This is a genomic window from uncultured Amnibacterium sp. (genome assembly GCF_964245895.1).
Taxonomy (GTDB): Bacteria; Actinomycetota; Actinomycetes; order Actinomycetales; family Microbacteriaceae; genus Amnibacterium.
In genome coordinates, this window is record NZ_CAXTOQ010000003.1 from 1 (window position 1) to 24,795 (window position 24,795).

A 24,795-nucleotide genomic window follows, 5' to 3' on the forward strand; every position below is an offset into this window, starting at 1 on the left:
CGAGCAGCGCGTGGAGGGCGTGGCCGCGATCGCGGCCTGGACCCGTCTCGTCAGCGGGCTCGGGGCACCCGCGCCGGGTCCCGCGCCGGCCGGCATGCGCACCTTCCCGGACGGCCGGGCCTGGCTCGCGGTCCCCAGCTGGACGTGGCGGCAGGTGGGGGTCGACGCGAAGCGGGCCGAGACCGTTCGGGCCGCGGCCGCCGTCGATGCGAGCCTCGGCCGGCTCGTCGGCCGACCGCTCGCCGACGTCGACCGGGCGCTGCGCAGCATCCGCGGCGTCGGCGCCTGGACCTCCGCGGAGGTGCGGCAGCGCGCCTTCGGCGACGCCGACGCGGTGTCGGTCGGCGACTTCCATCTCGCCGCGATCGTCGGCCAGACGCTCGCCGGCCGCCCCTTCACCGATCAGGAGCTGCTGCCGTTCCTCGCGCCGTGGCGACCCCACCGGTACCGCGTCGCACGCCTGATCTACGCCACCGGGGTCGAGCGCCTCCCCCGCCGCGCGCCTCGTGCGCCGCGCAGACGAGGCGCGGAGCAGCGCACGGACGACCCGTGGACGCGAGCGGTCCCCGGTCCGTGATGCGAGGCGGGGGTCCGGTCAGGCGAAGCGGCGCCCGACCAGCGCAGCGCTGACGGGTCCGGCGACCAGCCACGCGCCGAGTTCGATCGTGAGCCAGACGATCCACTCCTGCAGCGCCCCGGTCCGCTCGGGCGCGGCGATGGCCGCGATCGCGAGAGCCAGCAGCCCGACGGCGACGACCCACGCCGTGACGGCGCGCCGCCACGACCGCCACGCCTCGCGCACCGCGCCGGCGCCGCTCCGAGGAGCGCGGACCGGGACGGGTCCTCCCGCCCACCGGTGCGCGACCCGCTGATCGATCGCGCGGATCGTCCGGTGCCCGAACACGACGGAGAACGCGATGTAGCCGGCGGCGAGCCCGTGCGCGGCGGACGCGGTGCCGCCGCCGCGCAGGTCGAGGACCGTCGCGACCAGCAGCACGACGTCGACCGCGGGGACGGCGGCGAGCACGATCGCGCCGGCCCTGGGGACGCGGAGCGCGTACCGCAGCAGCAGCCCGGCCGCCAGCAGCACCCAGAACCCGACCTCGCACGCGACGATCACCGCGATCAGCATGTCCATCCCTTACGAATGTATTGCTTCGATACCATACACTCGTATCGTGATCGCGCTGCCGGACGAGCTGAGCCAGGACCTGACCCCCGGTGCGCGGCGGATCGCCGACGCGGCGATCGACCTGATCGCCTCCCGCGGGTACGAGGAGCTCTCGGTGCGCGCGGTCGCGGCGACGGCCGGGCTGACCGGCGGCGCCGTGCAGCACCACTTCCCGACCCGAGCCGCCCTGCTGCACGCGGCGTTCGTGCGGACGGCTCAGCGCATCGCGGCGAGGGTGGGCGACGCGCCGGGGATCGACGACCCGCAGGCGTTCCTGGCCGTGCTCGGCGAGCAGCTGCTGCCGCTCGACGAGGAGCGCCGGAAGGAGTGCAGCGTGTGGCTGGCCTTCAGCGTCGCCGCGATCACCGATCCCGACGTCGCGCGCACCCACCGCCGCGCCGTCGATGCCTTCCAGGGGATCGCCGAGGCAGCGATGCATGCCCGCTCGCTGCCTCCTGAGGCGGCGATCGCGTTCATCGCGGTCGTCGACGGGCTCACGATCCGCTGCCTCACCGGCGGGCTGGCACCGGAGGCGGCGCTGCGGATCCTGCGCGAGCGGACGGCGTACGGGCGCTCCGGGGGCCGTCGGTGACTCGGGGGGCGATCCGCCCACCCCCTTCTGTCGCGCAGGGCCGCCGGAGCGGCGACGTCCCGTCGGGCGGCGTCAGTCCGTGATCCGCCGGCGCGGCCAGTCCGGGTAGAGGTCGGCGCCGTAGGGGTTGCCGGCGAGCTGCGGCCCCCAGCCGGTGAGCAGGCCGGTGTCGCGTCCGTCGTTCCAGACCTGCTCGAGCGCCGCCAGCAGGGTGGGCATCATCGCATCGACGAGCCGGTAGGGGTCCTCGGTGTGCGGTCGCGCGCGCAGCACGAGCGCCTGGTAGAGCCGGTCGGCGTCCATCACCGCGAGGAGTCGCCCCGCCGCCCCGGGGGACGCCCGGGCGTCGACCGGTCCTGAGCTCGCCGGCTCGCCCTCGGATTCGCGCGCATTCGCGGAACCTAGGGGTTCGCGCGCTCGAGCGCACGGGGTTGACGCCGACGGCTACCAGCGGTGGAACTGCACCGTGCCGTCGACGATGGGGTACGGGTGGGCGTGCTCCTTCTCGTACTTCGACGAGATCGCGACCCGCCCCGGTCCCGCCAGGGAGAGCCAGAGGTGCCGGTTCTCGTAGTTCTGCGTGCCGAACCACGCGCGCCAGCCGGTCGTCGAGGGGTACTCCGCGACGAGGTAGGGCGTCACCGACAGGTCCCGGTACAGCAGCGCCTGCGGGGGGATCCTGATCGTCTCGCCGGCCCCGAGATCGCGGAACATCGTGTTGCCCGGCGAGTGGAGCAGCAGCAGCCCCGGTCCGCCCTGCGCCTGGAACAGCTCGTCGTACCGGCCGAGCGGGTACTCGACCTCGTACTCGGTGTCCCTGCCGCTGTCCTTCCGGAACTTGAGCCACAGGCCGTTCTCGTGCGGCCGGTAGGCGATCGTCGGCGTCGCCGCGAGGAAGACGTGGTCGCGCACCCAGTAGCCGTGCCCGTCGTCGACGGGCAGCGCCACGATCTCGCCCATGTGGTCGTCGGACAGCGCGATCCGGCCGGGACCCCGGGCGCTCAGCAGCGTCGTCGTCACGGTTCCCGCGCGGACGCGGTTCAGGAAGCCGTTGCCGTCGGCGTGCTTGGCGAGCTGCACCTGCTCCTCGGCGTAGGTCAGCTTGTGGTGGGGGAACCAGATCGCGTCGCCGTCGACCAGCGTGAACTCGGCGATCGGCACGGAGTCGCCGGCGACCTGCACCGAGGATCGCCCGATCTGGATGTGCGCCAGGTCCTCCGCACCGGGCAGCTCCTCCCAGCCCGAGTCGGACACGATCTCCTGCAGCCGCGCGTGGGCGCCGCAGGAGCGGCACTCGCCGCGCGGCCCGAGGGCACCGGTCCGCCGGCAGTACGGGCAGCGGTAGGTGCCGGAGGGGGTCGCCGCGGCCTCGGTCCCGCCCGCGGTCCCGCCCGCCTCCGCCGACGCCGTCGCGCCTGCCGTGCCGACTGCCGTCGTCGACGCCGTCGCGCCTGCCGCCTCCGACGCGCCCTCCGCCTCCGAAGCGCTCGCGGTCGTCGGCGCCGGCTGGAGGGGCTGCGACCGCACCCCGTCGCCGCCGGCCGCGGGGTCGTGGATCCACTCGGTCCAGCGCTGCCCGTCCCAGTACCGCTTCGCGCCCCGGCCGTCGTCGTACCAGCCGGCGGGCGCCTGCTGCTCGCCGCTCATGGCCGCTCAGTCCTCCGAGCTGCTGTGGTGGTACATCGACTGGATCCCGACCCGGCCGGGGCCGACCATCTCCGCGACCCACATCTTGCCGAGCAGCCCGACCTTGATGCCGGGCACCGCGAAGGTGTTCATCGCCACCGACGAGTCCTTGTAGAGGAAGCGGCCCGGCTCCACCAGGATCCGCTCGCCGGACCCGAGCGTGCGCTGCAGCACGTCCCCGTTGCCGTGCAGCATCAGCATCCCCGGCTGCCCCTTCGCGAAGAAGCGGTCGAGATACATGCCGCTGCCGCCATGCAGCAGGTTCGCCAGCCCCTTGATGCGCTGGAACGTGTAGTCGACCGCGTGGGAGGCGAGCAGGAACGCGTGCTCCCGCACGTCCAGCTCGGTGTCCGCGTGGATCGGCATCACCACCAGCTCGCCCGGGGCGTCGCGGGAGAAGGCGATGCGTCCGGCACCCCCCGCGCTCAGCACGGAGTACGGCATGCCGTGCGCCCGACGCCTGGCCGGCAGGTCGAACTGCGACAGCGGGACATGCGGGTCCTTCCAGAGCATCGTGTGCTGCTCGAAGTACACGTGATCGTCCTGGTGCAGGTCGATCTCGGCGACCGGGACGTACTTCCCCTCCACCTGCAGGGTGGATCCGGAGAAGCTGAACTTCTCCATGTCCCGCAGCCGCGGGGCCTCGCGCCACCCCGAGTCCGACACCTTGTCGTCGGCGTCGAGCGGGGCGCCGCAGGTGGCGCACTGCAGCGCGTCGGGCGCGTTGTTGAGCCGGCACCAGCTGCAGACGATCAGTTCCATCGAACCTCCTCGGCCACGACCGACCTCTCCATCGCTGCGGGGATCGGGGCCGTCATCGGACCCGACATCGACGACGGTAGTGATCCGTCCCGGTCCGGGCAGGGCTGCTGCGATCCGGTCAGGTTGCGTGCAGGTGGCCCGGGAGGCGGACTCGCTCGACTTCTGAGCCGCTCGCGCGTTCGCAGACACGTTCGAATGCTCGAGCGGTGCCGACGCAGTACTCTTCGCCCACCATCAGCACCTGCACCAGCACCTGACGACGCGGGCGTCCCACGCCCCGAGACGGGAGCAGTCGGCCGTGTCCGCCCCGCACGTCGACCGCGCGCGCCTCGTCGATCTGATCGTGGGCGGCGGCGTCACGGTGATCACGGCGCCGCCCGGCTGGGGCAAGACGACGCTGCTGCGGCAGACCGCGGCGCGGACGGGCGGTCGACTCCAGGAGCCCCCTCGCCCGACGGAGCCCGACCTCGACGCCGGGCTGCTCCTGGTCGACGACCCCGGCGAGGCGTCGGTGGCGTGGCAGGTGGGCGAGGGCCACCCGGGCGGCCTGGTGCTCGCGACACCCGCGAGCCCCTCCACGCGACTCCGGGCGGACCGGGTGATCGGCACGGCGGACCTGGCGTTCACGACGGCCGAGATCGCCGAACTGCTCCGTTCGGCGGGTCGCGACGACCGGTACCGCCTCGCCGCCCGGATCCGTGCGGAGACCTGGGGCTGGCCGGCCCTCGTCGTCGCCGCGATCGATGCGCTCGACGGCCGGATGCCGCTCGACGACTCCGACCCCGATGCGCTGGCGCTCGGTCCGACCCGCGACCGGCTCGTCCGGGCCGCGCTCGAGGTGCTCGACGAGCAGGACGAGGTGGACCTGCGGATGCTCGCCGTGCTCCCCGGGTGGTCGGCCGGCGGCGTGCGGGCCGTCCTCGGAGCCCGCTCCGCGTCCGCCGTCGCCCGCCTCGAGCAGGCCGGGCTGCTGGTGGTGCACGGGCCGCCGCGTCGGGTCGCGGTGCTGCGCCCGATCAGGGACGCGCTCCACGCCGCCGGAGCCGGGTCGTCGGCCGAGCTCGACGTGGTGCTGCAGCGGGTCGGTCCTGCGGAGCCGGAGCTCGCCGCGCTGCGGGCGCTCGCCGGCGACTGGACCGGCGTCGCGCACGCGCTGGGGCGCGACCTCCGCGCCGCGCTCGAGGGGCCGCGGGACTGGGCGCTGTCGCTGCCGGGGCAGAGCGGCGCGTTCCGGCGCGCACGTGCAGCGGCGGTCGCCGATGCGGGGCGCACGGCGTCGATGCCCGCCGACGACGGGGCCGTGGAGGGTCCGCCGCCCGCCGCTCCCGCCTCGCTGGCAGCGGGCTTCGAGCTCGCCCCCCACCTCCTCCGCGCGATCGGGGTCCTGCTGTCCGGTGACGTCCGCAGGGCGCTGCGACTGCTCGGGGCACCGGCCGCCGACCAGCGGACGGCGACCGTCGCCGAGCTGCTCGTCGCCGCGCTCGGGTCGGCGAGCGGGTCGGACGGCGATCGGCGCCGGCTCGAGGCCGTGGCGGCACGAGCGGAGGCCGGTGGTCTCGATCGGATCGCCCGGATCGCGCTGGGTGCCGCCGCCGCGACGGGCCCCGGACCGCACGAGCGTCGGCTCCTCCGCGAGATCGTCGACGACTGCGAGCGATGCGGCGACGACGCCGCGGTCGCGCTTCTGGAGGCCTTCGACCTCGTCCGACGGTCGTTCGCGGGCACGCCGGCCCGCCGGGAGGCGACCGCGCTGCTCGGCCGGATCGAGCCGTACGGGTCCCCGACGGCCACGGCGTGGATCGCCGCGCTGCTCGCGCTCGCCGCGATCGGCGACGCGGATGCCCCGGTCCTCCTCGAGCGGGCCGAGCGCTCCGCCGCGGTCGCGAGGGCGCCGGGACCGCTGGCGCTGGCGCTCGGGGCCCGCGCGATCGTCTTCGACGGGGATCAGCCGCGGCTCCGGGCACGGGCACGTCAGCGCGCGCTGGAGGCGGGGATGCTGCGGCTCCCGTTCCCCGACCGGTGGCGGCCGGCGCGCCCCCCTCTGCAGCCCCTGGTGGGTATGGGCCAGGGGCCGAGCATCCGGATCCGCTGCTTCGGCCGCTTCGCCGTGTCCCTCGACGAGGTCGAGCTCGACCTGCGCAGGATGCGTCCTCAGGCCCGTCTCGTCCTGCGGGTCCTCGCGGCCTCCTCCGAGCGCCCGGTCCATCGCGATCTGCTCCTCGACCTGCTGTCGGCGGAGGACCGCGAGCCCGCGTCGCTGCACGCGCTGCACGTGCACCTGTCGAGCATCCGCAGCGTGTTCCGCGACGCGACGCCGCAGATCCTGGCCCGGCACGGCACCGCGTACTCGCTCGCGACGGCCGAGCGCTCGACGTCCGACGTGGCGGAGTTCGACGCGTCCGTCGCCCGTGCCCGACCGGCGATCGTCGCGACGGACCATCCGCTGGCGAAGTGGCACCTCCGCACCGCGCTCGACGCGTACCAGGGCGACCTGCTCCCCGAGGACGGCGGCGCGGAGTGGGTGCTCGCCCTGCGGGACCGGTACGTGCTCAGGGCTGCGGAGGCGGCGTCCACGCTCGCCGAGCTGGAGCTCGCGACCGGAGACCTCGACGCGGCCGTCACCGCCGCGACGCGCAGCTGCGACATCGCGCCGTGGCGCGACTCGTCGTGGCGGCTCCTCATCGACGCGCACCATCGGCGGGGTGACGCGTCCTCCGCCCGGCGCGCGCGCAGCGAGTACCGGGACGTCCTGCACTCGCTCGGCGTCTGAGGCTCAGCGGCCGCTGAACTCGACCTCGGCGATCGCGACCCGGGCGTTCGGCGGGACCATGGACTGCAGCACCGTCACGCGGACGGTCTGCACCTGGTCGACGCCGAGGTCGAGCCGCTGCGGCCCGGGCTGGTCGTCGAGGTGCATCGTCCGCACGACCGACGGCGCGCCCGACCGCTCGATCGTGACCCGCAGCTCCGTCGGCCGCCCGTTCTTCAGGAACGTCTGCTGGTCGGTCGCCGCGCCCGGCAGCACCTGGAGGACGACGAGCCGGAACGGCTTGCGGAACGAGAAGGTGAGGCTCTCCCCCGTCGCAGGCCCCGGCTGGGCGGCCTCCCACGCGATGTTCGACGCCCCGTCGTGGGCGGCCGTCGCGGGGTGCCCGCTCGCCGACCCGGACGCGGTGACCTTGCTCGGGTTGACGGCTCCGACCCCGAAGACGCGATCGACCGCCGATGCGGCGAAGGACGCCAGCGGATCGCGCAGGAGGTAGCCGCCGACCAGCAGCGCGAGCACGATCGCGACGACGACCACCACCGCGACGATGCGGCCGCCGCCGGACCGCCGGCGGAACGTGGCGGCGGCGGGCCGGGGCGCTGCGGCCGACGGCTGGGGCGCTGCAGCGACGATCTCGGCACCGCAGGAGGTGCAGAAGTGCCGCCCCGCCGTGTTCCACGCACCGCAGGAGGCGCACCGGACACCCGTGCCGCCGCCGCTCGACCGCGCTGCCGACGGCGAGACGCCGGAGGGAGGCGCCTTCGGTGCCGCCCTCCCCGGCAGCATCGCGACCGGGTCCCCGTCCACGGCCGAGGCGGTCGCCGGCTCGTCGTCGAACGGCCACGGCGGGATCGTGATGACGGGCAGCGAGGCGGCGGGCTGCGGCGCATCGGGCTGCTGGGCCACTTCGGGTCCGGCGTCCGTCTTCGTCGCGCCCGCAGCAGGACGGGGATCCTCGGCCCGCGGCGCCGCCTTGGACGGGGCCGACCGCTGCGGCACCGCACCGGCCGGCCGTGCGCCGCCCGGCTGGTCCCACGCGAGGTAGGCGTCGCACTGCGGGCAGAAGTCGACGTCCGCGGTGACCATCGCACCGCACTCCGGGCAGGTCACGCTGCACCGTCCGACGGGAAGCGGACGGTGAACGGCACCGACGCCGGCACGGCCGCCGCCACGACGGATCGGAGCCGCTGCTGGTACTCCGGCGCCGCGGTCTCCGGCCCCGTGACCGTGACCGTCACGCGAGCGGGACCGCCGGCGGGCGGGCGGCCGTCGGGCACGGCCGACACGGCGACCCCGCCGGTGTCCTCGACCACGACGACCGCGTCGGCACCGGCGGCGACGCTCACAGCGAACCGCACGCCCTCGATCGTGCCACGTCCGGCGTGCATCGCAGTAGCGCGGGCGATGAGGGCACGGGTCCGATCGGCGCCCCAGCCCGCGCCGGAGTCGAACCCCACCCAGGTGCCCAGCCAGGGGAGGAAGTCCTGCGGCGTGAGCGCCGGGTCGACGTAGGCCTCGAGCGAGTCGAGCGTCAGCAGCACCGGGGCGAGCAGCTCGTCGACGGCACCGCACAGCAGCTCGATGAAGGCGTCGTCCTGCAGCACGCCGGGCAGCCGCGTGCTGAGCGGTGTCGCGACCCCGAGCCCGTCGACCGTCCCGCGCATGTCAGACCGCCGCCACCACGCGCACCCGGTGCTCGAACGGGTACACCAGCGCGTTGGCGGCGAGCTCGATCCGGCCGGTCTGCTCCCCCCGCTTGCCCGTCACGGGATCGGCCGGGAAGAGCAGGACCTCCTCGACCAGCTCGACGCCCGGCAGGTTCTGCAGCACCCCGAACAGCTCCCCGGCGACGAGCGGCCGCCCGAACGGCCAGCCCCGCCCCTCCGGGCCGCCGTCGACCGGGTCGAGGTAGCGGTACAGCGCGTCGGTCGCCCGGTTCGCGAGGTCGTCCGCGTCCACGCCGCCGCGGGCCGCGATCCTCGTGATGACCGTCACGCCCTGGAACCGCGGCGGCTCGACCAGCACCCGCGTGCCGACCAGCCTGCGCCGGTCGAGTCGTTCCGCGATCGCGTTCAGCAGCTCGATCGGAGGATCCAGCGACTCGAACGGGATCCTGCCGTGCTCGTCCCTGCCCGGTGCGGGGACCACCAGCAGGCGCACGAGGCCGGCGTCGGCCGGGCTCGCGGCGGGGGCGCAGCGCACCCGCGCGATGCCGGAGGCCGCGTCGCGGGCGATCGACTCGAAGTCCTCGACGGTGACGGCGCGATCCCGCGTCCGCAGCGCGACCGGGGCACGCCGCTTCGCCTCGTCGACCGTCTCCCCGGCGGTGCCGCCGTGGGCCGCGAGCCGGTTCCCCGCCCCCGAGACGAACGGGATGGTCCGGCGCAGGACCGTCAGCGTGCCGGCCGCGACGTTCCCCTCCGCGCCACCGCCGGTCCGGTAGGAGCGCACGCGCAGCGGCGCCCCCTTCGGCGGCACCGCCCCGTAGCGGCGCAGCGATCCGTCCTGCTGACGGAGGGCCGGGCCGAAGACGACCACGCCCTCGGCGCGGTCGAGCGTCACGACGCGGTCGTCCGGGCCGGCGCCCGCGAAGTCGGGGACCTCCATCCACTCGGTCCACCCGGCGCCGTCCGCGACCTCGACCACGACCGGGTCCCGGTCGGCGACCACGGGACTGCGCTGCAGCGCGAACCGCTGCCCCGGCACCCCCTCCGACAGCCCGACGACCTCCCCCGCGATGCGCTCCGCGTGCAGCGCCGCCACCCGGCCGCCGACCGTCGCCGCCGTCACGGCGGTGATGACCGGCGACTCGCTGTAGAACGGGTACCCGGCGGGCGGCGCGACGGTCCGGCAGCGGACCCATCCGGCGCGGACGCCGGCGACCAGCGAGACGGCGTGGGAGGCGGGCAGCAGCAGGACGACGTCACCGTTCCGGTTGAGACCGCCGGTCCCGTCCTCCACCACCTCGCACGCCTCCCAGGTCGCACCGGTCCATCCCTCCCACCGGATCGGCGGCTGCCGCGGGTCGACCCCGACGCCGCGGACCTCGCAGCCGAACCGGAACCGGACGGCGCAGTCCGGCGCGGCGCCGTCGAGGCCGAGCAGCATCGCGTCGCCGACCTTCGGCGTCTCGGAGAACGCGGAGAAGCGACCGCCGGCCGCGCCGACGACCGGTGCACCGGCCCCGGGCGGAGCGGTGCCCGTGGCGACCAGCTCCCGCGGCGGCATCGCCAGGTCCGCGGTGGTCGCGAAGACGATCGGCGGCGCCTCCGGCACGCGCCGCGTGCCGACCTCCGTCCCCTCCGGGATCGTGACGACCACCTGCTGCGGCGCGGCGAGCCGGAACACGAGGTCCGCGACCGCGGCCGCCGGCGGATGCAGCTGCACGCCGATCAGGTCGAGGAAGGTCACGTACAGCCGGTCGGGCACACGGTTGAGCCGGTAGAACAGCTCGTCCACCATGAACGCGACCGTCTCGATCAGGGTGACGCCCGGGTCCGACACGTTGTGGTCGGTCCAGTCGGGCGACCGCTCCTGGACCAGCCGCTTCGCGTCGTCCACCAGGTCCTGGAACCGCCGGTCGTCGAGGTCGGGGGCCTTCATGCGGCGCCTCCTTCGTGCTGCGGGATGACGTAGAACGGGAACACGAGGTTGCGCGGGTCGTTCGTGCCGCGAAGGCGGTACCCGATCTCGATCTGCAGCACGCCCTCGTCCGCGCGGTCGAAGAGGACCCGCACGTCCTCGAGCTCGATCCGCACCTCCCAGCGCTCCAGCGCGAGCCGCACCGCGTGCGCCATGTCCCCGGCCGTCGCCTGGTTCGCGGGGGCGAACACGTACCGGTGGATCGCGCAGCCGAACTCGGGCCGCATCGGCCGCTCCCCCGGCGCCGTCGAGAGGATCAGGCGGATGCTCTCCATGATCTCCCGGTCGCCGGTCGACAGCTGCACCCCGCCGGTCGGCGACATCCGGACCGGGAACGACCACCCCGCGCCGACGAAGTCCGCGGCCATCAGTTGATCCTCACCGTGGCGCCGCGCACGGTCGTGACCCCCGACGCGGAGAGCTCGGCGGAGGCGGTGCCCGCGACCTTGACCGACGCCGCCGACGCCTCCAGCTGCGACGTCGCCGTGATCTTCACCGACGCGGCCTTCACCGAGAGGTCGGTTGTCGCCTCGATCGACACCGACGTCCCCTTGAGGGCGACCGCGCCGCGCGCGGTCACCGACGCGTCGCCTCCCGCGGTCACCTGGACCGGTCCCCCGGCGGTGACCTGGATGCTCTGGTCGCCCTTCTGGGTGATCCGCAGCTCCTGGCCGTCCGAGGTCGTGACCTTGACGCACTCCGCGCCCTGGTCCTCGTCGAACTCGACCGTCATCCCCGTGCGGGACGTGAACGACCGCCGTACGACCTCCCCGCCGCGGACGTGCTGCCCGGGACGCGGATCGCCGCTCGGCACGATGCCGCCCAGCACCACCGGGCGGTCGATGTCCCCGTGCTCGAAGACGACGAGGACCAGGTCCCCGACCTCGGGCAGCGCCATCGCGCCGCGAGCGCTCGCCGCACCGGCCTGCACGACCGGGCACCACCGGCTGACGTAGTCGTCCGACGACTCGGGCAGGGCGACCCGCACCCGTCCGGCGTTCCCGGGGTCGTCGATGTCGCTCACGATCCCGACGACCGGCGCCCAGCCCTCGCCCGGGGACCGCAGGGTCCCCGGCACCGCCCCGCCGGAGGTCCGCGCGGCGAGGCCGAACAGGGACCGGTCGTCCTCCCCGCTCACCACCACCTCGGTCGTGTACGCGTGACCGGGCAGGAAGCGGTGGACCACCTCGCTGACGGTGTGCCTGCCGTCGAAGGGGGCACCGAACCCGGACACGGCGACCGCGCAGCCCGCTCGCAGGGAGGCGTTGCCCCGCACCTCGGCCCGCACCTCCGCGATCGCCGCGCCGACCCGCTCGGCGTACGCGCGGGCCGCGGCGTCCACCGCGGAGGGCTGGTCCCGCACCGGTGCCGCGATGACGAGCCGCGGCGCCCCGGCCGCGGAGGCGGCGCGGGCCGGGTCCATCCCGTCGACGAGGACGGCGGCGCTGCCCGCGGAGGCCCGGCCGACAACGACCCTCGCCTCCTGCGGGTCCCAGCCCCGCACCTCCACGTCGGGCACCTGGTGCGCATCGGTGACCGTCGCCTGGAACCGCAGCACGTTCACCCCCTGCTCGAGCACCAGCGGGTCGCTCGACGCGGTCGCCCCCGCCGCCGGAGCGGAGGACGCCGCATCGGGCCGGGCGAAGTGGAGGGTGCCGTCGCGCCAGAACAGCGCCGCCCCCGTCATCGCGGCGAGATCGGTGAGGAACCGCCAGTCCGCGACGCCCGCCTGCGACAGGTGCTCGACGACCGGCCCCTCCACCGAGACGACCACGTCCACCCCCGCTCGGCCGGCGACGCGGCGCACGATGTCGCCGACGGTGCAGTCCAGGTAGGCCTCGAAGCGCGCGCCGCGCTGCAGCCGGTGACCGCGGTGCAGTCCCCGCACGACCGTGCAGAGCGCGCCCACCTCGACCTCCCGCTCGAGCGCGGTCACCTCGGCCTCGAGCAGCGGCTTCGGCGCCGGCGTCCGGTTCGAGGTGACCGAGAGGCGCACCTTCGCGCCCAGCCGGAACCCGGCCCGCGCGAGCAGCGTGCCGGTCGCGTCGCTGAACCGCAGGAAGAAGCCGTCCGGCAGCCCGAGCCCCGAGGTGACGGCGCCGCCGAGCACCGTCGCGGCGTCGCGGTCGGACAGCGGGGTGCCGTCGACCTCGATCACCAGCTCGCTCGCGGTGTCGTCACCGAGCGGCACGGCGCACCTCCCGCTCGACCGCGGCGCGGCGGGCGCCGTCGATCAGCTCGACCGCCGCAGGGAGGAAGATCGGCGTGCCGCTCGGGATGCGCTGCGGGTCGTCGATGCCGTTCACCTCGGCGAGCCGCCGCCACAGCGCGGGGTCGCCGTACTCCGACCAGGCCAGCGCGGCGAGGCCGTCGCCCGCGTCGAACACGTGGACCCGCTTCGGCAGCAGCCCGCCGGACGTCGGGTTCTGCTTCGCCGTCTCCCCCGCGATCTCCTCGAGGTTCACCGTGCAGACCGCGCGCAGCGGCATCCCGCTCGGGGAGAAGAGGGTGTACTTCGCCGAGACGGACCGGACGAACGCGTGGAAGCCCGTCAGCTCCCCCCACCGGAACATCACCCAGGGCGCCGAGCTCGCCGCCTTCCCCCGGGTGTCGCTGGTCGGGACGCAGCACTCGAACAGCGCGTCGACGCTGTCCTTCACCGCCGAGCCCGGCTTGTCGCTGGTGTCGAAGAACATCTCCAGCGTGAGCTTCCCGGGCTCCGGTCCGGTGTACTGCGGCGGTCCGCTCGACTTCGCCCGCTTCGTCTTGTGGTGCTCCCAGTGGGCGGACTTCGTGAACGTGATCTCCTTCGGGTTGAACTGGAAGGTGATCTGCTTGCGCTCGGGACCCGGCGCGTCCAGCGAGTCCTTCCCCGGCTCGAAGACCCGCAGGTAGGCCTTCTCGAGCCCCTCGACGGCCACCGGCTCAGCCCCTGCTCGCGGTCACGCCGTGGTGCGCGATCTCGAGGGTCTCGGTCACGACCTTCGGGGAGTCGTTCGTCAACGACGGCCCGGTCCAGCGGACCGGGACCACCCCGTCCAGCGACCACACCACGACGGTCCTGCCCGCCGCGGTCATGGCGGAGATCGTGCCCGTGCCGCGGCGGTAGCCGGACATCAGCTTCGACATCCAGGTGACCACCGCGGCGCTCTCCGCACCCAGCGGCCGCGTGAGCTTGACGTTCGGGAACTTCAGCCGGGTCGGCAGCTGCCAGACGAAGCCGTTGTTCCCGCCCTCCTCCCGCGTCTCGAGCACGACCTCGATCCCCAGCCCCTCGCAGGAGGAGAAGGTGCCCAGGTCCGCCTCGTCGAGCTTGACGAGGTACCGCACGCTGACGGCGGTATCGGTGTCCTCGAGCATGCTGCGCTCCTCAGAATCGGTTGGAGCGCACGCCGCGGCGCTCGCGTTCGGTGACCAGCTCGGCCTTGATCCGCCAGAGCAGCGCCGGCATCAGGCCGGCGGCGAGGCGGTCGAGGTCCTCGCGGGACGTCGGCACCTGCGGCGGGGCGGCCGGTCCCCCGGCGGTGCCCGCAGCGGGCGCCCCGCCGGCGGGAGGGGCCTCCATCGCCACGGGCTCGGGCGGCACCGGAGGCGGACCGGCCCCGTCCGGCCCCTCCCGCTGCACGACGGGATCCTCGGCCGTCGCGGGCGAACCGACGCGTACGGCCGGTCGCGGCAGCGGACGCGCGGGCGCGGAACCGCCGGCCGGCTCCGGCCACGAGCGCGCGACGGGGAGGCGCTGCAGCGGCAGCGCGCCGACGGGCTCGGCCTGCCGTGACGGCTCACCGAACCGCAGCGTCGGAGCCGGCCGTCGACCCGATCCCGGCTCCCCCGCGTCGGGCGCGCCGACCGGGACGGGCGTCCGGTCGACCCACCGCGCCGGGAGGGGAGGCGCGTCGTCCACCTCCCACGTCCGTCGCTGGAGGTCGACGACGGCGGCCGACGCCCGGGGCGCCGACGTCGGCAGGGTCGACCACGCCGGAGTCTCTGGCTCGTCCGCCGCTGCAGGCGCCGGGCTCCCGGCGACGCCCGGCGCTTCGAAGGTGAGCGGCTGGACGGGCGCGAACGGCTCGACGCGTTCGGGCAGCGCGACGCGGGCGGCCCGGATCGGCGCTTCCGGGAGGTCGGAGTGCGCGCGGGACGGCCCCGGCCGACCGAGCCCGACGGGCTGCGGCGCGTCCGGCGCACCCTGCAGCACGCCGGGCGCGACACCTCCAGGTGTCGGAGGAGCGGACTGCCGGGCGGCCACCTCGGTCGCCTCGACGACGTCCGACGGGCTCGCTCCGCCTCCCCGGACCGGCGCGACCGGATCGAGCCGCGTCCGCTGGATCATCGGCCCGGACGGGTCCAGCCGGTCGATGGTCGCCTCCGGTGACGACGACGGCAGCTCGAGGTGCGGCTCGAGGAACGGGTCGGACGGCGGGGTCGGGGGTGCGGCCTCCGGCGTCGACATGGCGGGCTGGAGTGACGGCTCCTGCCTCGCAGGTCGCGCGTCGATCGGCCGGACCGCCCGGGCACCCGCCTCCCGCTGCACCGGGGTCGGCGCGGAAGCCGCAGCCGACTCGGCAACCCGGCCGCGCGCGCTCCGCTGCACCGCCTGCTGGATCCGTTGCGCGATCGGCCGCCCAGGTTTGGCGGCGATCGGCCCGGGCCCGGCGGACGGTCCCGACGTCCATGCCGCGGCGGGCATGGATGCGGCCGCCGGGCGCGCGGACGCGACCGGGATCGCCGGGGGCCCGGCGACGTGCTCGCCCTCCGGCTCCCGGGTCGGGATCGCGGTCGCGATCGGCGGCGCGGCCGCCTCCGCCGTTTCCGCGTCCAGCTCCGTCCGGGGCTCGACGACCGGCTCCTCATCGCCCTCGGCGGCGAGGTCGCGCGCGGCGGCGCCGGTCGGGGCAGGCGCGGCGCGGACCATCGGCGCGGTCGACGGGGCGAGCGCTCGCGAGACCGTCGGCCCCCGCCGCTCGGGGGCGTCGAGCTCGATGACCCCGCTCGGTCCGTCGAGCCTCCGGCCGGAGCCGATCGACGGCGCGACGAGGCTCGGATCCGACCAGGCCGCGAGGCGACCGGGGAAGGAGGCGGGTGCTGACACCAGCTCGATCGAGCCCACCGTCCGCTGCAGGGGCGGCAGGAAGCGCCAGCCGGCCGGCGCCGGAGGCCGGGTCACGGGTGCCGGGGGCTCTGCGTCCCGGCGCTGCCACGGCCAGCGCATGCGTCAGCCGCCTTCCGCGGAGCGACGGTTCAGCTCCGAGATCGCCTCGACGTAGCGCAGCCGCTCGCGGTGCTCCAGGTCCAGGATGTCGTCGAGCGGCCAGTGGAAGTGGTAGGCGATGTACGCGACCTCCTCGCGGATGCGGTCGGTCGCGTACGTCACGATTCCCCCAGGCGACCACCTGCCAGGTCGGCCGTGAACCGGTGCTCGCACGCCGGGCAGGTGATCGCGATCCGCGTGTGGCCCTCGGCGTTGATCCGCCGGTAGAAGTCCTGCAGGAAAGCGACGTCGGACGCGTACATGCGCTCGACGACGCCGGCGTCGACCTTCGGCAGGGAGCCGAGCCGGGTGATCACCCGGCCGAGCAGCACCACCGTCGTCCAGGCCGCGTGCTCCTGGACCTTGGCGTCGAACAGCGGCAGCAGCTCGTCCCTGGCCGTGGCGAGCCGCATCGTGCCGGACCGGTGCACCGCGCCGTCGTCGCCCAGGTAGCCGCGCGGCAGCTCGAAGTCGAACTCGGTCCGCAGCGCGGCCTGCTCCTCCTCCGCGGCGACGGACACCGTGCGCTGCATCAGCCCACGCTCGACTCGTCGTAGCAGACCGTGAACTTCTCGGTCGCCTGCTCGGCCGCACCCGCCTTCAGCGAGTTCAGCTCGACGCTGCGCACCCAGCAGTTGGTGAAGCTGTACGTCTTGATGGTGTCGCCCTTGTAGTCGAGCAGCGCCACCGACGCGGTCTTCCTCGCCCCGGCGACGTCGCCGTCCATGACGACCTTCAGCCAGTCCGTGACCGTCTTGCTCTCGGTGAGCCCGCGGGTCACGGTGAACTCGCCCGCCTTCACCCGGCCGATCAGCTGCCGCACGATGTACTTGCCGTCCGAGGTCTGCTGCTTCAGCTCGATCTTGTCGACCTCGCTCTTCAGCCCGCTGACCTCGGTGACCTTCGGCACCTCGATGCCGTCGATCTTGACGATGAAGCCGTTGGCCGGCGACGAGTCGAACTTGTCCAGCGCCATGTCGGGTCACTCCTCTCGATCAGGGTCGGTCACTCGCCGACCAGGCCGGTGCCGCTCGAGAACTGCGCCAGCTGGAACACCACGAACTCCGCCGGCTTCACCGGGGCGACGCCGATCTGGCAGATCACCTGGCCCGCGTCGATGACCTCGGGCGGGTTGGTCTCCGCGTCGCACTTCACGAAGAACGCCTCCTGCTCGAGCGAGCCGAACAGCGAGCCCGCGCGCCACTCGTTCAGCAGGAAGGCGCGGATCGTGCGGGTCAGCCGGCCCCACAGCGCCTGGTCGTTCGGCTCGAACACCGCGAACTGGGTCTGGGTGAGGATCGACTTCTCGAGGTAGTTGAACAGCCGCCGGAGGTTGACGTAGCGCCAGGCGGGATCGCTCGAGAGGGTGCGGGCGCCCCAGACGCGGATGCCGCCGCCGGGGAAGCTGCGGATGACGTTGACCCCGATCGGGTTCAGCAGCTCCTGCTCCGTGCGCGTGATCCTGGTGTGCAGGTCGACGGCGCCGCGGACGATCTCGTTCGCCGGCGCCTTGTGCACGCCGCGCTCGGCGTCGTTCCTGGCCCAGATCCCGGCCACGTGCCCGGAGGGGGGCACGAACCGGATCGTGCTGGTCACCGGGTCCTGCACCTTCACCCACGGGTAGTACAGGGCGGCGAACTTCGAGTCGTAGCCGGCGGTGCTCACCCGCCACTCGCGCACCTGCTGCGCGTTCATGCCGGGCGGGGAATCCAGGATCGCCAGCCGGTCGCCCATCAGCTCGCAGTGGCTGATGACCCCCAGCTGCACGGCCTTCACGGTCTCGAGGTCGATCGCGCCCTGCTCGTAGGCGGCCATCAGGTCCGGGACCGTCACCATCGTGACCTCCTCGATGGCCTCGAGGCCGCCGAACCCGGTCCGCTCGGCGGCGTCGCCGATGTAGCTGGCCGCGTCCACGGCACCGGGGACGGAGAGGTCGGTCGTGGCCGCCGTGGTCAGCTCGTAGGTGCCCTGGAGGGGGCCTGCGGCCGGCACCGGCTGCGACGCGACCTCGATGGCGACGAGCTTCGACTCGGCCGTGACCCTGGTCGCCACGAAGTCGGGGCTGGTCGGCGTGACGGACAGCCGCTCCCAGCTCTCGCTGCTCTTCCCCTCCGCCGACACGGTGACGTTCACGAGGTCGCCGCCCGGGTCGTCGCCGGTCGCCGGCTCGAACGCGACCTTCACGCCCTTCGTCGACGCGGCCTTCGCGGTCAGCAGGTAGCCGCCGGTCGACGCGGCGGCGAGCGCCGCGGTCGGCTTGGCTCCGCGTGCCGGTCGGCTCTTCGCCGCGGTGATGCGGACGATGTAGCAGTTGCCGCCGCCGTTGTTGAAGTACCCGTAGACGGCGTACCCGAGGTAGGAGCCGGCGGCGAGCCCGCCGAAGGTGTCGACGAACTGCGTCCAGTTCGACACGAGCGTCGGCGTGTTCTCGGGCCCGATCGGCGCGACGCCGACGAACGCGGCGACGGCGGTGCCGACGCCCTCGATCGGGCGCGTGCCGGCCTCGACCTCCTGCACGTACACGCCGGGCGACAGATAGGTGGGCATCAGGCTCCTCCGGGCGTTCTCACCGAGTCGGTGGGGCCAGCCTCCCCGGCGCAGGATCGCCGCACCCGTGCCCGCTGGTCCCGTGCGCGGGCACGCCGATCGCCCATTCGGGCGGTGCGCGGGGGCAGCCGGTCACGAAACCGGTCGTTCGGGTCCGCATTCCGCGGCGCGGGGAGAACACACGTTCGAAGGTCTGTCGGTGGGTGGTGGTGTGATGGCCGTATGGAAGAGGAGCGAGCCGCCGAGCCGGCCCCGTCGTCGACGGCCGAGCGTGATACGTGCTTCCTGCACACGCTGGAGCACACCGACCGGCTCGCGAACACGGCGGACGCGATGCGGTTGCAGGTGATGGCGGCCGGGTTCGAGGCGATGCTGCTGGACGAGGAGGAGCAGACCGGGATCATGCCTGCGCCGGATGATCCGGCGGTGCGGGCCTTCTTCCTCGACCAGTCGATCCGGCTGCGCACCACGCGGCAGGCCGTGGAGGCGCGGATCGCGACGGCCCGGGTGCTGCAGGCGACGCTGCCGGCCACCTGGGCGGTGTTCCTGAGCGGCCGGGCGACGGAGCGCGGGGTGACGGTGGCGGCCGAGCAGGCCGAGGGCCTCGACGCGCAGCTTCGGCCGGCCTACGACACCAGGGCGGCCGAGCTCGTGCAGACGGAGCGGCCGAGCGTGCTGGAGCGGGAGCTCGGCGCGATCCGTGACCGGCTCGATCCGGACGGGGCGACGGCGCGCCACCGTCGGGAGACCGAACGGCGGCATCTGCGCGTCCGCGCGGATCGGGACGGGCAGGCGACGTTGACGATCCGGTCGACCGCGACGGACATCGCCGCGATGGTCGACAAGGTCCGCCGCGACGCCGTCGTCGCCCACGGGCGGCAGGGCGAATGCCGCACCCTCAGCCAGTTGGAGGTCGACCGCATCGCCGACGCCGTCCTCGGCGCCCCGACGATCGACGCGAGCGAGGCGCAGAGTCCCTCCTACCCGCTCGAGCGACTCGGTTCGAGCGAGCATCCGAGCGGAAGACGATCCAGGCGACGATCCTGGTCACGATGACGGCGCAGACCGCCACGGGCGCATCGGACGAGCCGGCCACGGTCGCTGGGATGGGCGCGATCGACGCCGACACCGCCCGGCACCTCCTCGCCCACACGCTGACCTGGACCCGGGCTCTGATCGACCCCGTCGACGAATCCGTCCTCGGAATCGACACCCACGAGCGCTACATCCCGGCCGGGTTGCGGAAGCTGATCCACCTGCGGATGCCGACCTGCGTGGGTGACGACTGCGGGCTGCCATCCCACCGCACCGACCTCGACCACCTCGTCCGCCATGAGCACGACGGCCGCACCCGCCACGACAACCTGCAACCGCTGTGCCGCAAGGCCCATCAGATGAAGGACGAGGGCTTCATCGACGTCGTGATGGGCTCGGACGGCATCCCGGTCCTGCGAACGAAGTGGGGCGCCACGCGGCGCGCCAGGGTCGCCTTCACGGCGAGACCCCGCGCACCAGGGATCGAGCTCCCCGACGATCCGCCCTTCTGACGACCGGTGCGGGAATCGGCTCCCTTGGCGCGCACGGGCCTTGCGTTGAGACGATGACCGCGTCGCTACTTCGAGAGGGCGATGCTCTCCCGGTAGCCCCTGGCCCAACCGAGCAGGGCCTGCTGCCAGCCCGACGAGTTCGGCGAGTACCAATGCCCGGTCAAGGTGACTTTGGCTAACCCGGAGATACCGATCGCATTCAGTCGATCTTCGATGTCCGTGCCGACGTCGTACTTGTAGTCATCGGCTGCCTGGGGCGCGGTCGGCGACTTACCACCCTGGGCGGCGCCGACATCGCGCCTCATCTTGGCGATTCCGGCGGCGGCCGCCGACTCCCTCAGGATCCACGCTGCCCACATGTACCGCTCGTAGATCTTCGCGATCTCCCCCGCGGACAGCAGCTCCTCCGCCCCCGAGCAGATCGAGGAGATCTCCGTGAACAGCTGCTGATACTCCGCCTCGGTCCCCGCAGCGTCGAACTTCGCAACATCGTCATCCGACATGGCCGCCAGACTCGTTGCCCGGTCACTGAAGCTCGCCTCGACCTCCCGCTCGTATCCGGCGAGCGACTCCAGATTGGAGGTGAGGAAGCCGACCGCGGTCTGATCGACGGCGGCGCCGGGAGTCTTCACCCCGAGATCGTTGTTCGAGGGAGCCTCGGGCACCTGGCCGGCCTTCGAACTCGCGTTCGCGACCTGGTTCCCCCGGATGTTCGTGACGTAGCCGCCAACGGCCGCAACAGCCGGATTCTCCGCCGTCTCGACGATCTTCTTGATCCGTCGAGCCCGCAGCCCGAGCGTGGTGAACTTCTTACCGAGCGCGCCCAATCCGGCCATCGCGAGCGGCTCGAAGGCACCGGCGGTGCCGACCGCGATCACCAGACCGATCACCTGAGCCTTCATCGCGTCGGTCTGCGCTTGCGCGGACTGCGCAGTCTGGAATCCGGCCGTCGCCTGATCGATGCCGTTCGTGATGCGATAGATCGCCTGCTGATAGCTCGCGCGGCGCTCCCCGAACTTCGCTCGCCACTTCACGTCGATGGCCAGGGCGTTCGACCTCGCCCGATCGGCGGCTCGCGCCTTCTCGAGATCAGCGACCCTGGAGTCGAGCGACGGCTTCGGGGGCTCGCGTTGGATCGCGGAGACCGGTCCGCGAGCCGTTGTCGTGCTGCGAGCGAGCATCGCGATCGTCGCCTGGTTCCCGGCCTGCTTCTGCAGGCGCAGCATCTCCGAGGCCGGCGGCGCGCTCGTCGACGATCTGGACTCGACGGCCGCGGCCCGGGCAGTCCGCTGCCGCTCGTGGTTCGGCTCCTCGCGACCCAGGCGTTCAGCCATGGCAGTGATCCCCTCCGCTCGACGCCAGCGGCTTACAGATGCGAGAGCGCTCCGCCGATCCACGCCTCAACGCAGAGCGGCTCACCCCTTCGCCCCCGGGTCCTCCTGCATCGCGCGGTCGGCCGACGCCACCGCGGCGCGCTCGAACCGGTCGCCCGGATCGCTGACGCTGACGCCGTCGCCCGTCGGGGTCCCGTCGACGGGACCGGAGCGCTGCTGGACCACGTGGGTCAGCTCGTGCGCGAGCGTGTGGCGGCCCTGATCGGAGGAGGGGTCGTACCGGCCGTTCTGGAAGACGACGTCGGATCCGACCGTGTAGGCGCTCGCCCCGACGGACGTCGCCGACTCGTGAGCGTCCGCGCCCGTGTGCACGCGCACGTCCCCGAAGTCGGAACCGAGCCGCCGCTCCATGTCGCCACGCACCGGCGAAGGCAGCGGCGATCCGCTGCCGCTCCGCAGCAGGCTGAGGACGGGCGACTCCTCCTCCCGCTGCACCGCCTCGGGCGAGCCGCTGTCGCTCCGGAGGCGGCTCATCTGCAGCTCCTCCTCCTCTTCCGGCTGCTCCTCCCGCTGCACGACCTCGGCGGTCGCCGCGTTGCCGACGGCGCGCTGCAGGGCGAGCACACCGTGCGGGCTCACATGTCCGGCGGCCGCGAGCTGCAGCGCCTCCGCCGCCTGGGCGGTGGACGCGCCGGTCCTGGAGGGCCGGCCGAGCTCCTCCGCCGACTCCCGCTCGTCGCGGTGCTGCCGCTCCATCGCCATGTCCCCGGTCCACCTCCTCAGCCCTGCGCCGCGAGTCCGCTCGAGGGCCGCTCCGGCGCGATCAGATCCCAGTATCGACCGAACTCGCCCTCCAGCGTCAGGCGGCCGAGCTTGCGGTACTCGCGCTGCACCCCGCCGATCAGGTGCCGCATCGCGACGGGCTCGTCGCCGGCCGCTGCGAGGTACGCGCTCGTGACCGCGGCGGAGCGGATGGCCCCTCCCGACAGCTCGAAGGACGCGCCGAGGAACGTCAGATCCAAGTCGTCGCCGCGGGGCACGCCGCGGGCGAGCGAGATGTCCCACAGGCGCGAGCGGTGCGCCGCGTCGGGCATCGGGAAGTCGATGAGCACGTCCAGTCTGCGGAGGAACGCGTCGTCGATGTTCGCCCGCAGGTTCGTCGCCAGGATCGCGAGTCCGTCGAACGACTCGATCCGCTGCAGCAGGTAGGCGCTCTCGATGTTCGCGTACCGGTCGTGGGCGTCCTTCACGTCGCTGCGCTTGCCGAACACCGAGTCCGCCTCGTCGAACAGCAGCACCGCGTTCGTCCGATCCGCCGCGGTGAAGATTCGGTCGAGGTTCTTCTCCGTCTCGCCGATGTACTTGTCGACGACCGACGCCAGATCGATGACGTACAGGTCCAGCTCGAGCTGCCGCGCGACCACCTCCGCCGCCATCGTCTTGCCGGTGCCCGAGTCGCCGGCGAACAGGGCGACGACCCCGTGCCCGCGCCCACCGCCCGGCCGCATCCGCCAGTCGCCGAGCACCCGTTCCCGGTACCGGGCCCGGATCTCGAGCTCGTGCAGCGCGGACAGCGCCGTCGCCGGCAGCACCAGGTCGTCCCAGCCGACCGCGGGCTGGACCCGCCGGGCGAGCCGGTCCATCGCCGCGCCGTTCTGCGCCCGCGCGCCGGCGGCGAGGTGCGCCTCCGTCACGACCCCCTGCTCGGACGCGGCCGCCTGCCGCACCGCGGACCGCGCCGCCATCCGGATCTGGCCCGGATCGAGCCGGAACTGGGCGGTCGCGGCGCCCACCGGCAGGTCCCCGGCGGATCCGCCGAGCTCCTGCTGCCACAGCGTCGTCCGGTCCGCCGCGCCGGCGTCGACGCCGTCGACGACCAGCACCGGATCACGGACCCAGTCCGGGTCCCACGGGCCGTGCCCGACGAAGACGGTCGGCAGGTCGCCGGCGCAGAGCGCCTGCAGGCAGAGCTCCTGCAACACGGCCGGGTCGGGAGCGGGCACGGGATGCGCGACGAGCCCGCGACCGGAGAGCAGGGCCTCGCGGGCGACGATCCGCGCGGTCCGCCTGGCCTCCTCCCGGGTGCCCGTCGACATCGCCGCCAGGTCGACCGTGAGCGCGCCGAAGCCCGCCTGCCCCAGCGCGGTGGCCGCGAGCCCGACGGAGGAGGAGAGCGACGACTCGCGCAGGTAGAGCAGCCGCGCGCCCGCCCGCACCGCCCGCACCACCGCCGTCGTGCTGCCCCAGGCGATCGCCGGCTCCTCGGTCAGCGCCGGCGTCGCCGCCGGGTCCGGGGCGTTGTCGCCCAGGAGGTGCGCGACCACCCGATCCGGCACGGTCAGCGCCCGGCTCGGCAGCGGCCGATCCGCGTCGTCCACGGTCAGCAGCAGGCCTGTCACGAGCGGCCCGTGGAGCAGGCGCCCGCGCGCGGAGGCGGAGGCGAGCGACGCGCCGGCGAGCTCGAGCGCCAGCCCGATCGAGGGCCGCCGGCGGGTGACGTCGTCGTTCAGGTAGCCGAACAGGGGCTCGAAGCGCGGATCGAGGTCGGCCGCGAGCGCGATGAGCAGCAGCTCGACGTCCAGCGCGCCGAGGTGGAACCGCCGGGTCAGATCGCGCAGCCGCAGGCGCTCCCCCGCCGCCTCCGCCTCGTCCGCGCGCCGCTCGCAGTCCTGCAGCATCGGCTGCACCGCGGAGGCCGGACTCGTGCCGCGCTCGCCCGCCAGCAGCCGGTCGGCCATCGCGTCCGTGATGTACAGGCCCCGGAACGGGTCGTCCGGCTGAGGATCCGACGCCCGACGCGACGCGATCAGCCGCCGCACCCGGTCCTCCACGACGCCGACCCGGGCGAGGAGGTGCGTGGTGCTCGCGTCGCTCATCTCGCCCGCCGTACGGGTCGTTCGAGTCGTTCGACGACGGACCCGTCGAAGGTCCGGATCTCGGGAACGGGCCGGCTCAGGACCGGCGGTCCGAGCGCGAGGGCGACGTCGGCGAGCGCCGGCGCGATGACGACGAGGTCCAGCGACGGCTTCAGCTCGCCGCCGAGCGACGACCAGACGTCGGCGAAGGCGCGGTCCTCGGGAGGCGGCAGCGCGATGCTCACCGGCACCGGGCTGGCGATGTCCGCGAGCGACCCGGTCAGGGTCTCGGGCGGCAGCGCGTCCAGCCGGTCGAACGAGGTCAGCATCCGGTCGAGCAGGCGGTGCTCGTCCTCCGGCCGCTGCACCCACGCGGTGAGCAGGTAGGACAGCTTGAAGTAGCGGGCCGGTCGGCTCCTCGTGCGGACCGTGCCGTCGTCGCTGCGCCGCTCGACGACGCCGTTCTCCCGCCGGCGGACGTCCTCGCGGATGTCGTAGAGGAACGCGTCGATGGTCGGGCCGCTCCGTCGCGCCGCCCAGTCCGTCGTCGGCGCATCGAAGGCCAGCTCGACCTCGCCGTGACCGAGGACGGCCCCCAGCACCTGCTTGATGGACTCGTCGACCTCCGTGATCACCGCGGC

25 protein-coding genes are annotated in these 24,795 nt (G+C 74.0%); 5 read left to right on the forward strand and 20 right to left on the reverse strand.

Annotated elements, in window-relative coordinates:
• Positions 1 to 577, forward strand: a 577-nt coding sequence (locus tag ACFE60_RS00940; protein ID WP_375386955.1) for a DNA-3-methyladenine glycosylase family protein, incomplete at its 5' end; no start/stop codon positions are given.
• 18 nt (positions 578 to 595) lie between these two features.
• Here the strand turns inward: ACFE60_RS00940 and ACFE60_RS00945 are convergent.
• Positions 596 to 1,138 (reverse strand): hypothetical protein, encoded by a 543-nt coding sequence (locus ACFE60_RS00945; protein WP_375386956.1) that lies wholly within the window; start codon positions 1,136 to 1,138, stop codon positions 596 to 598.
• Between the two features lie 40 nt (positions 1,139 to 1,178).
• Between ACFE60_RS00945 and ACFE60_RS00950 the strand changes: the two genes are divergently transcribed.
• A complete protein-coding gene (locus ACFE60_RS00950) occupies positions 1,179 to 1,763 on the forward strand; it encodes a TetR/AcrR family transcriptional regulator (RefSeq protein WP_375386957.1) in 585 nt (194 codons plus the stop codon).
• Between the two features lie 72 nt (positions 1,764 to 1,835).
• On the opposite strand, the gene ACFE60_RS00955 is transcribed toward ACFE60_RS00950, so the two are convergent.
• The 3 genes from ACFE60_RS00955 to ACFE60_RS00965 form a co-directional block, all read right to left on the reverse strand.
• Positions 1,836 to 2,066 (reverse strand): hypothetical protein, encoded by a 231-nt coding sequence (locus ACFE60_RS00955; protein ID WP_375386958.1) that lies wholly within the window; start codon positions 2,064 to 2,066, stop codon positions 1,836 to 1,838.
• 141 nt (positions 2,067 to 2,207) lie between these two features.
• Entirely contained in the window at positions 2,208 to 3,410 is a 1,203-nt protein-coding gene (locus ACFE60_RS00960) for an AIM24 family protein (RefSeq protein ID WP_375386959.1), read from the reverse strand.
• Between the two features lie 6 nt (positions 3,411 to 3,416).
• Entirely contained in the window at positions 3,417 to 4,211 is a 795-nt protein-coding gene (locus tag ACFE60_RS00965; protein WP_375386960.1) for an AIM24 family protein, read from the reverse strand.
• A gap of 298 nt (positions 4,212 to 4,509) precedes the next feature.
• Here ACFE60_RS00965 and ACFE60_RS00970 point away from each other — a divergent pair, with 298 nt between their 5' ends.
• On the forward strand, positions 4,510 to 6,981 hold the full coding sequence (locus tag ACFE60_RS00970; RefSeq protein ID WP_375386961.1) for a BTAD domain-containing putative transcriptional regulator: 2,472 nt from the start codon (positions 4,510 to 4,512) through the stop codon (positions 6,979 to 6,981).
• Positions 6,982 to 6,984: 3 nt separating this feature from the next.
• On the opposite strand, the gene ACFE60_RS00975 is transcribed toward ACFE60_RS00970, so the two are convergent.
• The 12 genes from ACFE60_RS00975 to ACFE60_RS01030 are packed head-to-tail and all read right to left on the reverse strand — an operon-like array spanning position 6,985 to position 18,418.
• Positions 6,985 to 8,064, reverse strand: a complete 1,080-nt coding sequence (locus ACFE60_RS00975) for a hypothetical protein (protein ID WP_375386962.1) — start codon at positions 8,062 to 8,064, stop codon at positions 6,985 to 6,987.
• Positions 8,065 to 8,084: 20 nt separating this feature from the next.
• Positions 8,085 to 8,642 (reverse strand): phage tail protein, encoded by a 558-nt coding sequence (locus ACFE60_RS00980; RefSeq protein ID WP_375386963.1) that lies wholly within the window; start codon positions 8,640 to 8,642, stop codon positions 8,085 to 8,087.
• A gap of 1 nt (position 8,643) precedes the next feature.
• Entirely contained in the window at positions 8,644 to 10,581 is a 1,938-nt protein-coding gene (locus ACFE60_RS00985; RefSeq protein ID WP_375386964.1) for a putative baseplate assembly protein, read from the reverse strand.
• Positions 10,578 to 10,988, reverse strand: a complete 411-nt coding sequence (locus ACFE60_RS00990) for a GPW/gp25 family protein (RefSeq protein WP_375386965.1) — start codon at positions 10,986 to 10,988, stop codon at positions 10,578 to 10,580. Before ACFE60_RS00990 ends, ACFE60_RS00985 begins: the two co-directional genes overlap by 4 nt.
• Positions 10,988 to 12,811, reverse strand: a complete 1,824-nt coding sequence (locus ACFE60_RS00995; RefSeq protein WP_375386966.1) for a VgrG-related protein — start codon at positions 12,809 to 12,811, stop codon at positions 10,988 to 10,990. The genes ACFE60_RS00990 and ACFE60_RS00995 overlap by 1 nt, the downstream gene beginning before the upstream one ends.
• Complete coding sequence (locus ACFE60_RS01000) at positions 12,798 to 13,541, reverse strand: peptidase M23 (protein ID WP_375386967.1); 744 nt, start codon at positions 13,539 to 13,541, stop codon at positions 12,798 to 12,800. The genes ACFE60_RS00995 and ACFE60_RS01000 overlap by 14 nt, the downstream gene beginning before the upstream one ends.
• A 4-nt stretch (positions 13,542 to 13,545) precedes the next feature.
• On the reverse strand, positions 13,546 to 13,980 hold the full coding sequence (locus tag ACFE60_RS01005) for a phage tail protein (RefSeq protein ID WP_375386968.1): 435 nt from the start codon (positions 13,978 to 13,980) through the stop codon (positions 13,546 to 13,548).
• Positions 13,981 to 13,990: 10 nt separating this feature from the next.
• Entirely contained in the window at positions 13,991 to 15,787 is a 1,797-nt protein-coding gene (locus ACFE60_RS01010; RefSeq protein ID WP_375386969.1) for a hypothetical protein, read from the reverse strand.
• Between the two features lie 48 nt (positions 15,788 to 15,835).
• Complete coding sequence (locus tag ACFE60_RS01015) at positions 15,836 to 15,994, reverse strand: DUF6760 family protein (protein ID WP_375386970.1); 159 nt, start codon at positions 15,992 to 15,994, stop codon at positions 15,836 to 15,838.
• Positions 15,991 to 16,404 (reverse strand): hypothetical protein, encoded by a 414-nt coding sequence (locus tag ACFE60_RS01020; RefSeq protein WP_375386971.1) that lies wholly within the window; start codon positions 16,402 to 16,404, stop codon positions 15,991 to 15,993. The genes ACFE60_RS01015 and ACFE60_RS01020 overlap by 4 nt, the downstream gene beginning before the upstream one ends.
• Positions 16,404 to 16,847, reverse strand: coding sequence for a phage tail protein (locus ACFE60_RS01025; protein ID WP_375386972.1), 444 nt, complete (start codon positions 16,845 to 16,847; stop codon positions 16,404 to 16,406). The genes ACFE60_RS01020 and ACFE60_RS01025 overlap by 1 nt, the downstream gene beginning before the upstream one ends.
• A gap of 29 nt (positions 16,848 to 16,876) precedes the next feature.
• Complete coding sequence (locus tag ACFE60_RS01030) at positions 16,877 to 18,418, reverse strand: phage tail sheath family protein (protein ID WP_375386973.1); 1,542 nt, start codon at positions 18,416 to 18,418, stop codon at positions 16,877 to 16,879.
• Positions 18,419 to 18,640: 222 nt separating this feature from the next.
• Here ACFE60_RS01030 and ACFE60_RS01035 point away from each other — a divergent pair, with 222 nt between their 5' ends.
• Together ACFE60_RS01035 and ACFE60_RS01040 are read left to right on the forward strand one after the other, a co-directional pair.
• Complete coding sequence (locus ACFE60_RS01035; protein ID WP_375386974.1) at positions 18,641 to 19,474, forward strand: DUF222 domain-containing protein; 834 nt, start codon at positions 18,641 to 18,643, stop codon at positions 19,472 to 19,474.
• 50 nt (positions 19,475 to 19,524) lie between these two features.
• Positions 19,525 to 19,965 carry an HNH endonuclease gene (locus tag ACFE60_RS01040; RefSeq protein WP_375386975.1) on the forward strand — a complete coding sequence of 147 codons (441 nt, stop codon included), beginning with the start codon at positions 19,525 to 19,527 and terminating at the stop codon, positions 19,963 to 19,965.
• Positions 19,966 to 20,030: 65 nt separating this feature from the next.
• On the opposite strand, the gene ACFE60_RS01045 is transcribed toward ACFE60_RS01040, so the two are convergent.
• The 4 genes from ACFE60_RS01045 to ACFE60_RS01060 form a co-directional block, all read right to left on the reverse strand.
• Positions 20,031 to 21,299 carry a hypothetical protein gene (locus ACFE60_RS01045; RefSeq protein WP_375386976.1) on the reverse strand — a complete coding sequence of 423 codons (1,269 nt, stop codon included), beginning with the start codon at positions 21,297 to 21,299 and terminating at the stop codon, positions 20,031 to 20,033.
• An 81-nt stretch (positions 21,300 to 21,380) separates the two neighbouring features.
• Complete coding sequence (locus ACFE60_RS01050; protein ID WP_375386977.1) at positions 21,381 to 22,061, reverse strand: DUF4157 domain-containing protein; 681 nt, start codon at positions 22,059 to 22,061, stop codon at positions 21,381 to 21,383.
• 17 nt (positions 22,062 to 22,078) lie between these two features.
• On the reverse strand, positions 22,079 to 24,175 hold the full coding sequence (locus tag ACFE60_RS01055; protein ID WP_375386978.1) for an ATP-binding protein: 2,097 nt from the start codon (positions 24,173 to 24,175) through the stop codon (positions 22,079 to 22,081).
• Positions 24,172 to 24,789, reverse strand: a complete 618-nt coding sequence (locus ACFE60_RS01060; protein ID WP_375386979.1) for a DUF4255 domain-containing protein — start codon at positions 24,787 to 24,789, stop codon at positions 24,172 to 24,174. Before ACFE60_RS01060 ends, ACFE60_RS01055 begins: the two co-directional genes overlap by 4 nt.
• Positions 24,790 to 24,795: the final 6 nt, after the last annotated feature.

What these genes read in the sequence shown, in the direction of transcription:
- ACFE60_RS01050 (WP_375386977.1), bottom strand. Translation starts at nt 22,061, where the DNA reads ATGGCGATGGAGCGGCAGCACCGCGACGAGCGGGAGTCGGCGGAGGAG.
- ACFE60_RS00945 (WP_375386956.1), bottom strand. Translation starts at nt 1,138, where the DNA reads ATGGACATGCTGATCGCGGTGATCGTCGCGTGCGAGGTCGGGTTCTGG.
- ACFE60_RS00955 (WP_375386958.1), bottom strand. Translation starts at nt 2,066, where the DNA reads ATGGACGCCGACCGGCTCTACCAGGCGCTCGTGCTGCGCGCGCGACCG.
- ACFE60_RS00975 (WP_375386962.1), bottom strand. Translation starts at nt 8,064, where the DNA reads ATGGTCACCGCGGACGTCGACTTCTGCCCGCAGTGCGACGCCTACCTC.
- ACFE60_RS00980 (WP_375386963.1), bottom strand. Translation starts at nt 8,642, where the DNA reads ATGCGCGGGACGGTCGACGGGCTCGGGGTCGCGACACCGCTCAGCACG.
- ACFE60_RS00990 (WP_375386965.1), bottom strand. Translation starts at nt 10,988, where the DNA reads ATGGCCGCGGACTTCGTCGGCGCGGGGTGGTCGTTCCCGGTCCGGATG.
- ACFE60_RS01045 (WP_375386976.1), bottom strand. Translation starts at nt 21,299, where the DNA reads ATGGCTGAACGCCTGGGTCGCGAGGAGCCGAACCACGAGCGGCAGCGG.
- ACFE60_RS01030 (WP_375386973.1), bottom strand. Translation starts at nt 18,418, where the DNA reads ATGCCCACCTATCTGTCGCCCGGCGTGTACGTGCAGGAGGTCGAGGCC.
- ACFE60_RS01040 (WP_375386975.1), top strand. Translation starts at nt 19,525, where the DNA reads ATGGGCGCGATCGACGCCGACACCGCCCGGCACCTCCTCGCCCACACG.
- ACFE60_RS00960 (WP_375386959.1), bottom strand. Translation starts at nt 3,410, where the DNA reads ATGAGCGGCGAGCAGCAGGCGCCCGCCGGCTGGTACGACGACGGCCGG.
- ACFE60_RS01025 (WP_375386972.1), bottom strand. Translation starts at nt 16,847, where the DNA reads ATGGCGCTGGACAAGTTCGACTCGTCGCCGGCCAACGGCTTCATCGTC.
- ACFE60_RS01005 (WP_375386968.1), bottom strand. Translation starts at nt 13,980, where the DNA reads ATGCTCGAGGACACCGATACCGCCGTCAGCGTGCGGTACCTCGTCAAG.
- ACFE60_RS00965 (WP_375386960.1), bottom strand. Translation starts at nt 4,211, where the DNA reads ATGGAACTGATCGTCTGCAGCTGGTGCCGGCTCAACAACGCGCCCGAC.
- ACFE60_RS01020 (WP_375386971.1), bottom strand. Translation starts at nt 16,404, where the DNA reads ATGCAGCGCACGGTGTCCGTCGCCGCGGAGGAGGAGCAGGCCGCGCTG.
- ACFE60_RS01035 (WP_375386974.1), top strand. Translation starts at nt 18,641, where the DNA reads ATGGAAGAGGAGCGAGCCGCCGAGCCGGCCCCGTCGTCGACGGCCGAG.
- ACFE60_RS01055 (WP_375386978.1), bottom strand. Translation starts at nt 24,175, where the DNA reads ATGAGCGACGCGAGCACCACGCACCTCCTCGCCCGGGTCGGCGTCGTG.
- ACFE60_RS00985 (WP_375386964.1), bottom strand. Translation starts at nt 10,581, where the DNA reads ATGAAGGCCCCCGACCTCGACGACCGGCGGTTCCAGGACCTGGTGGAC.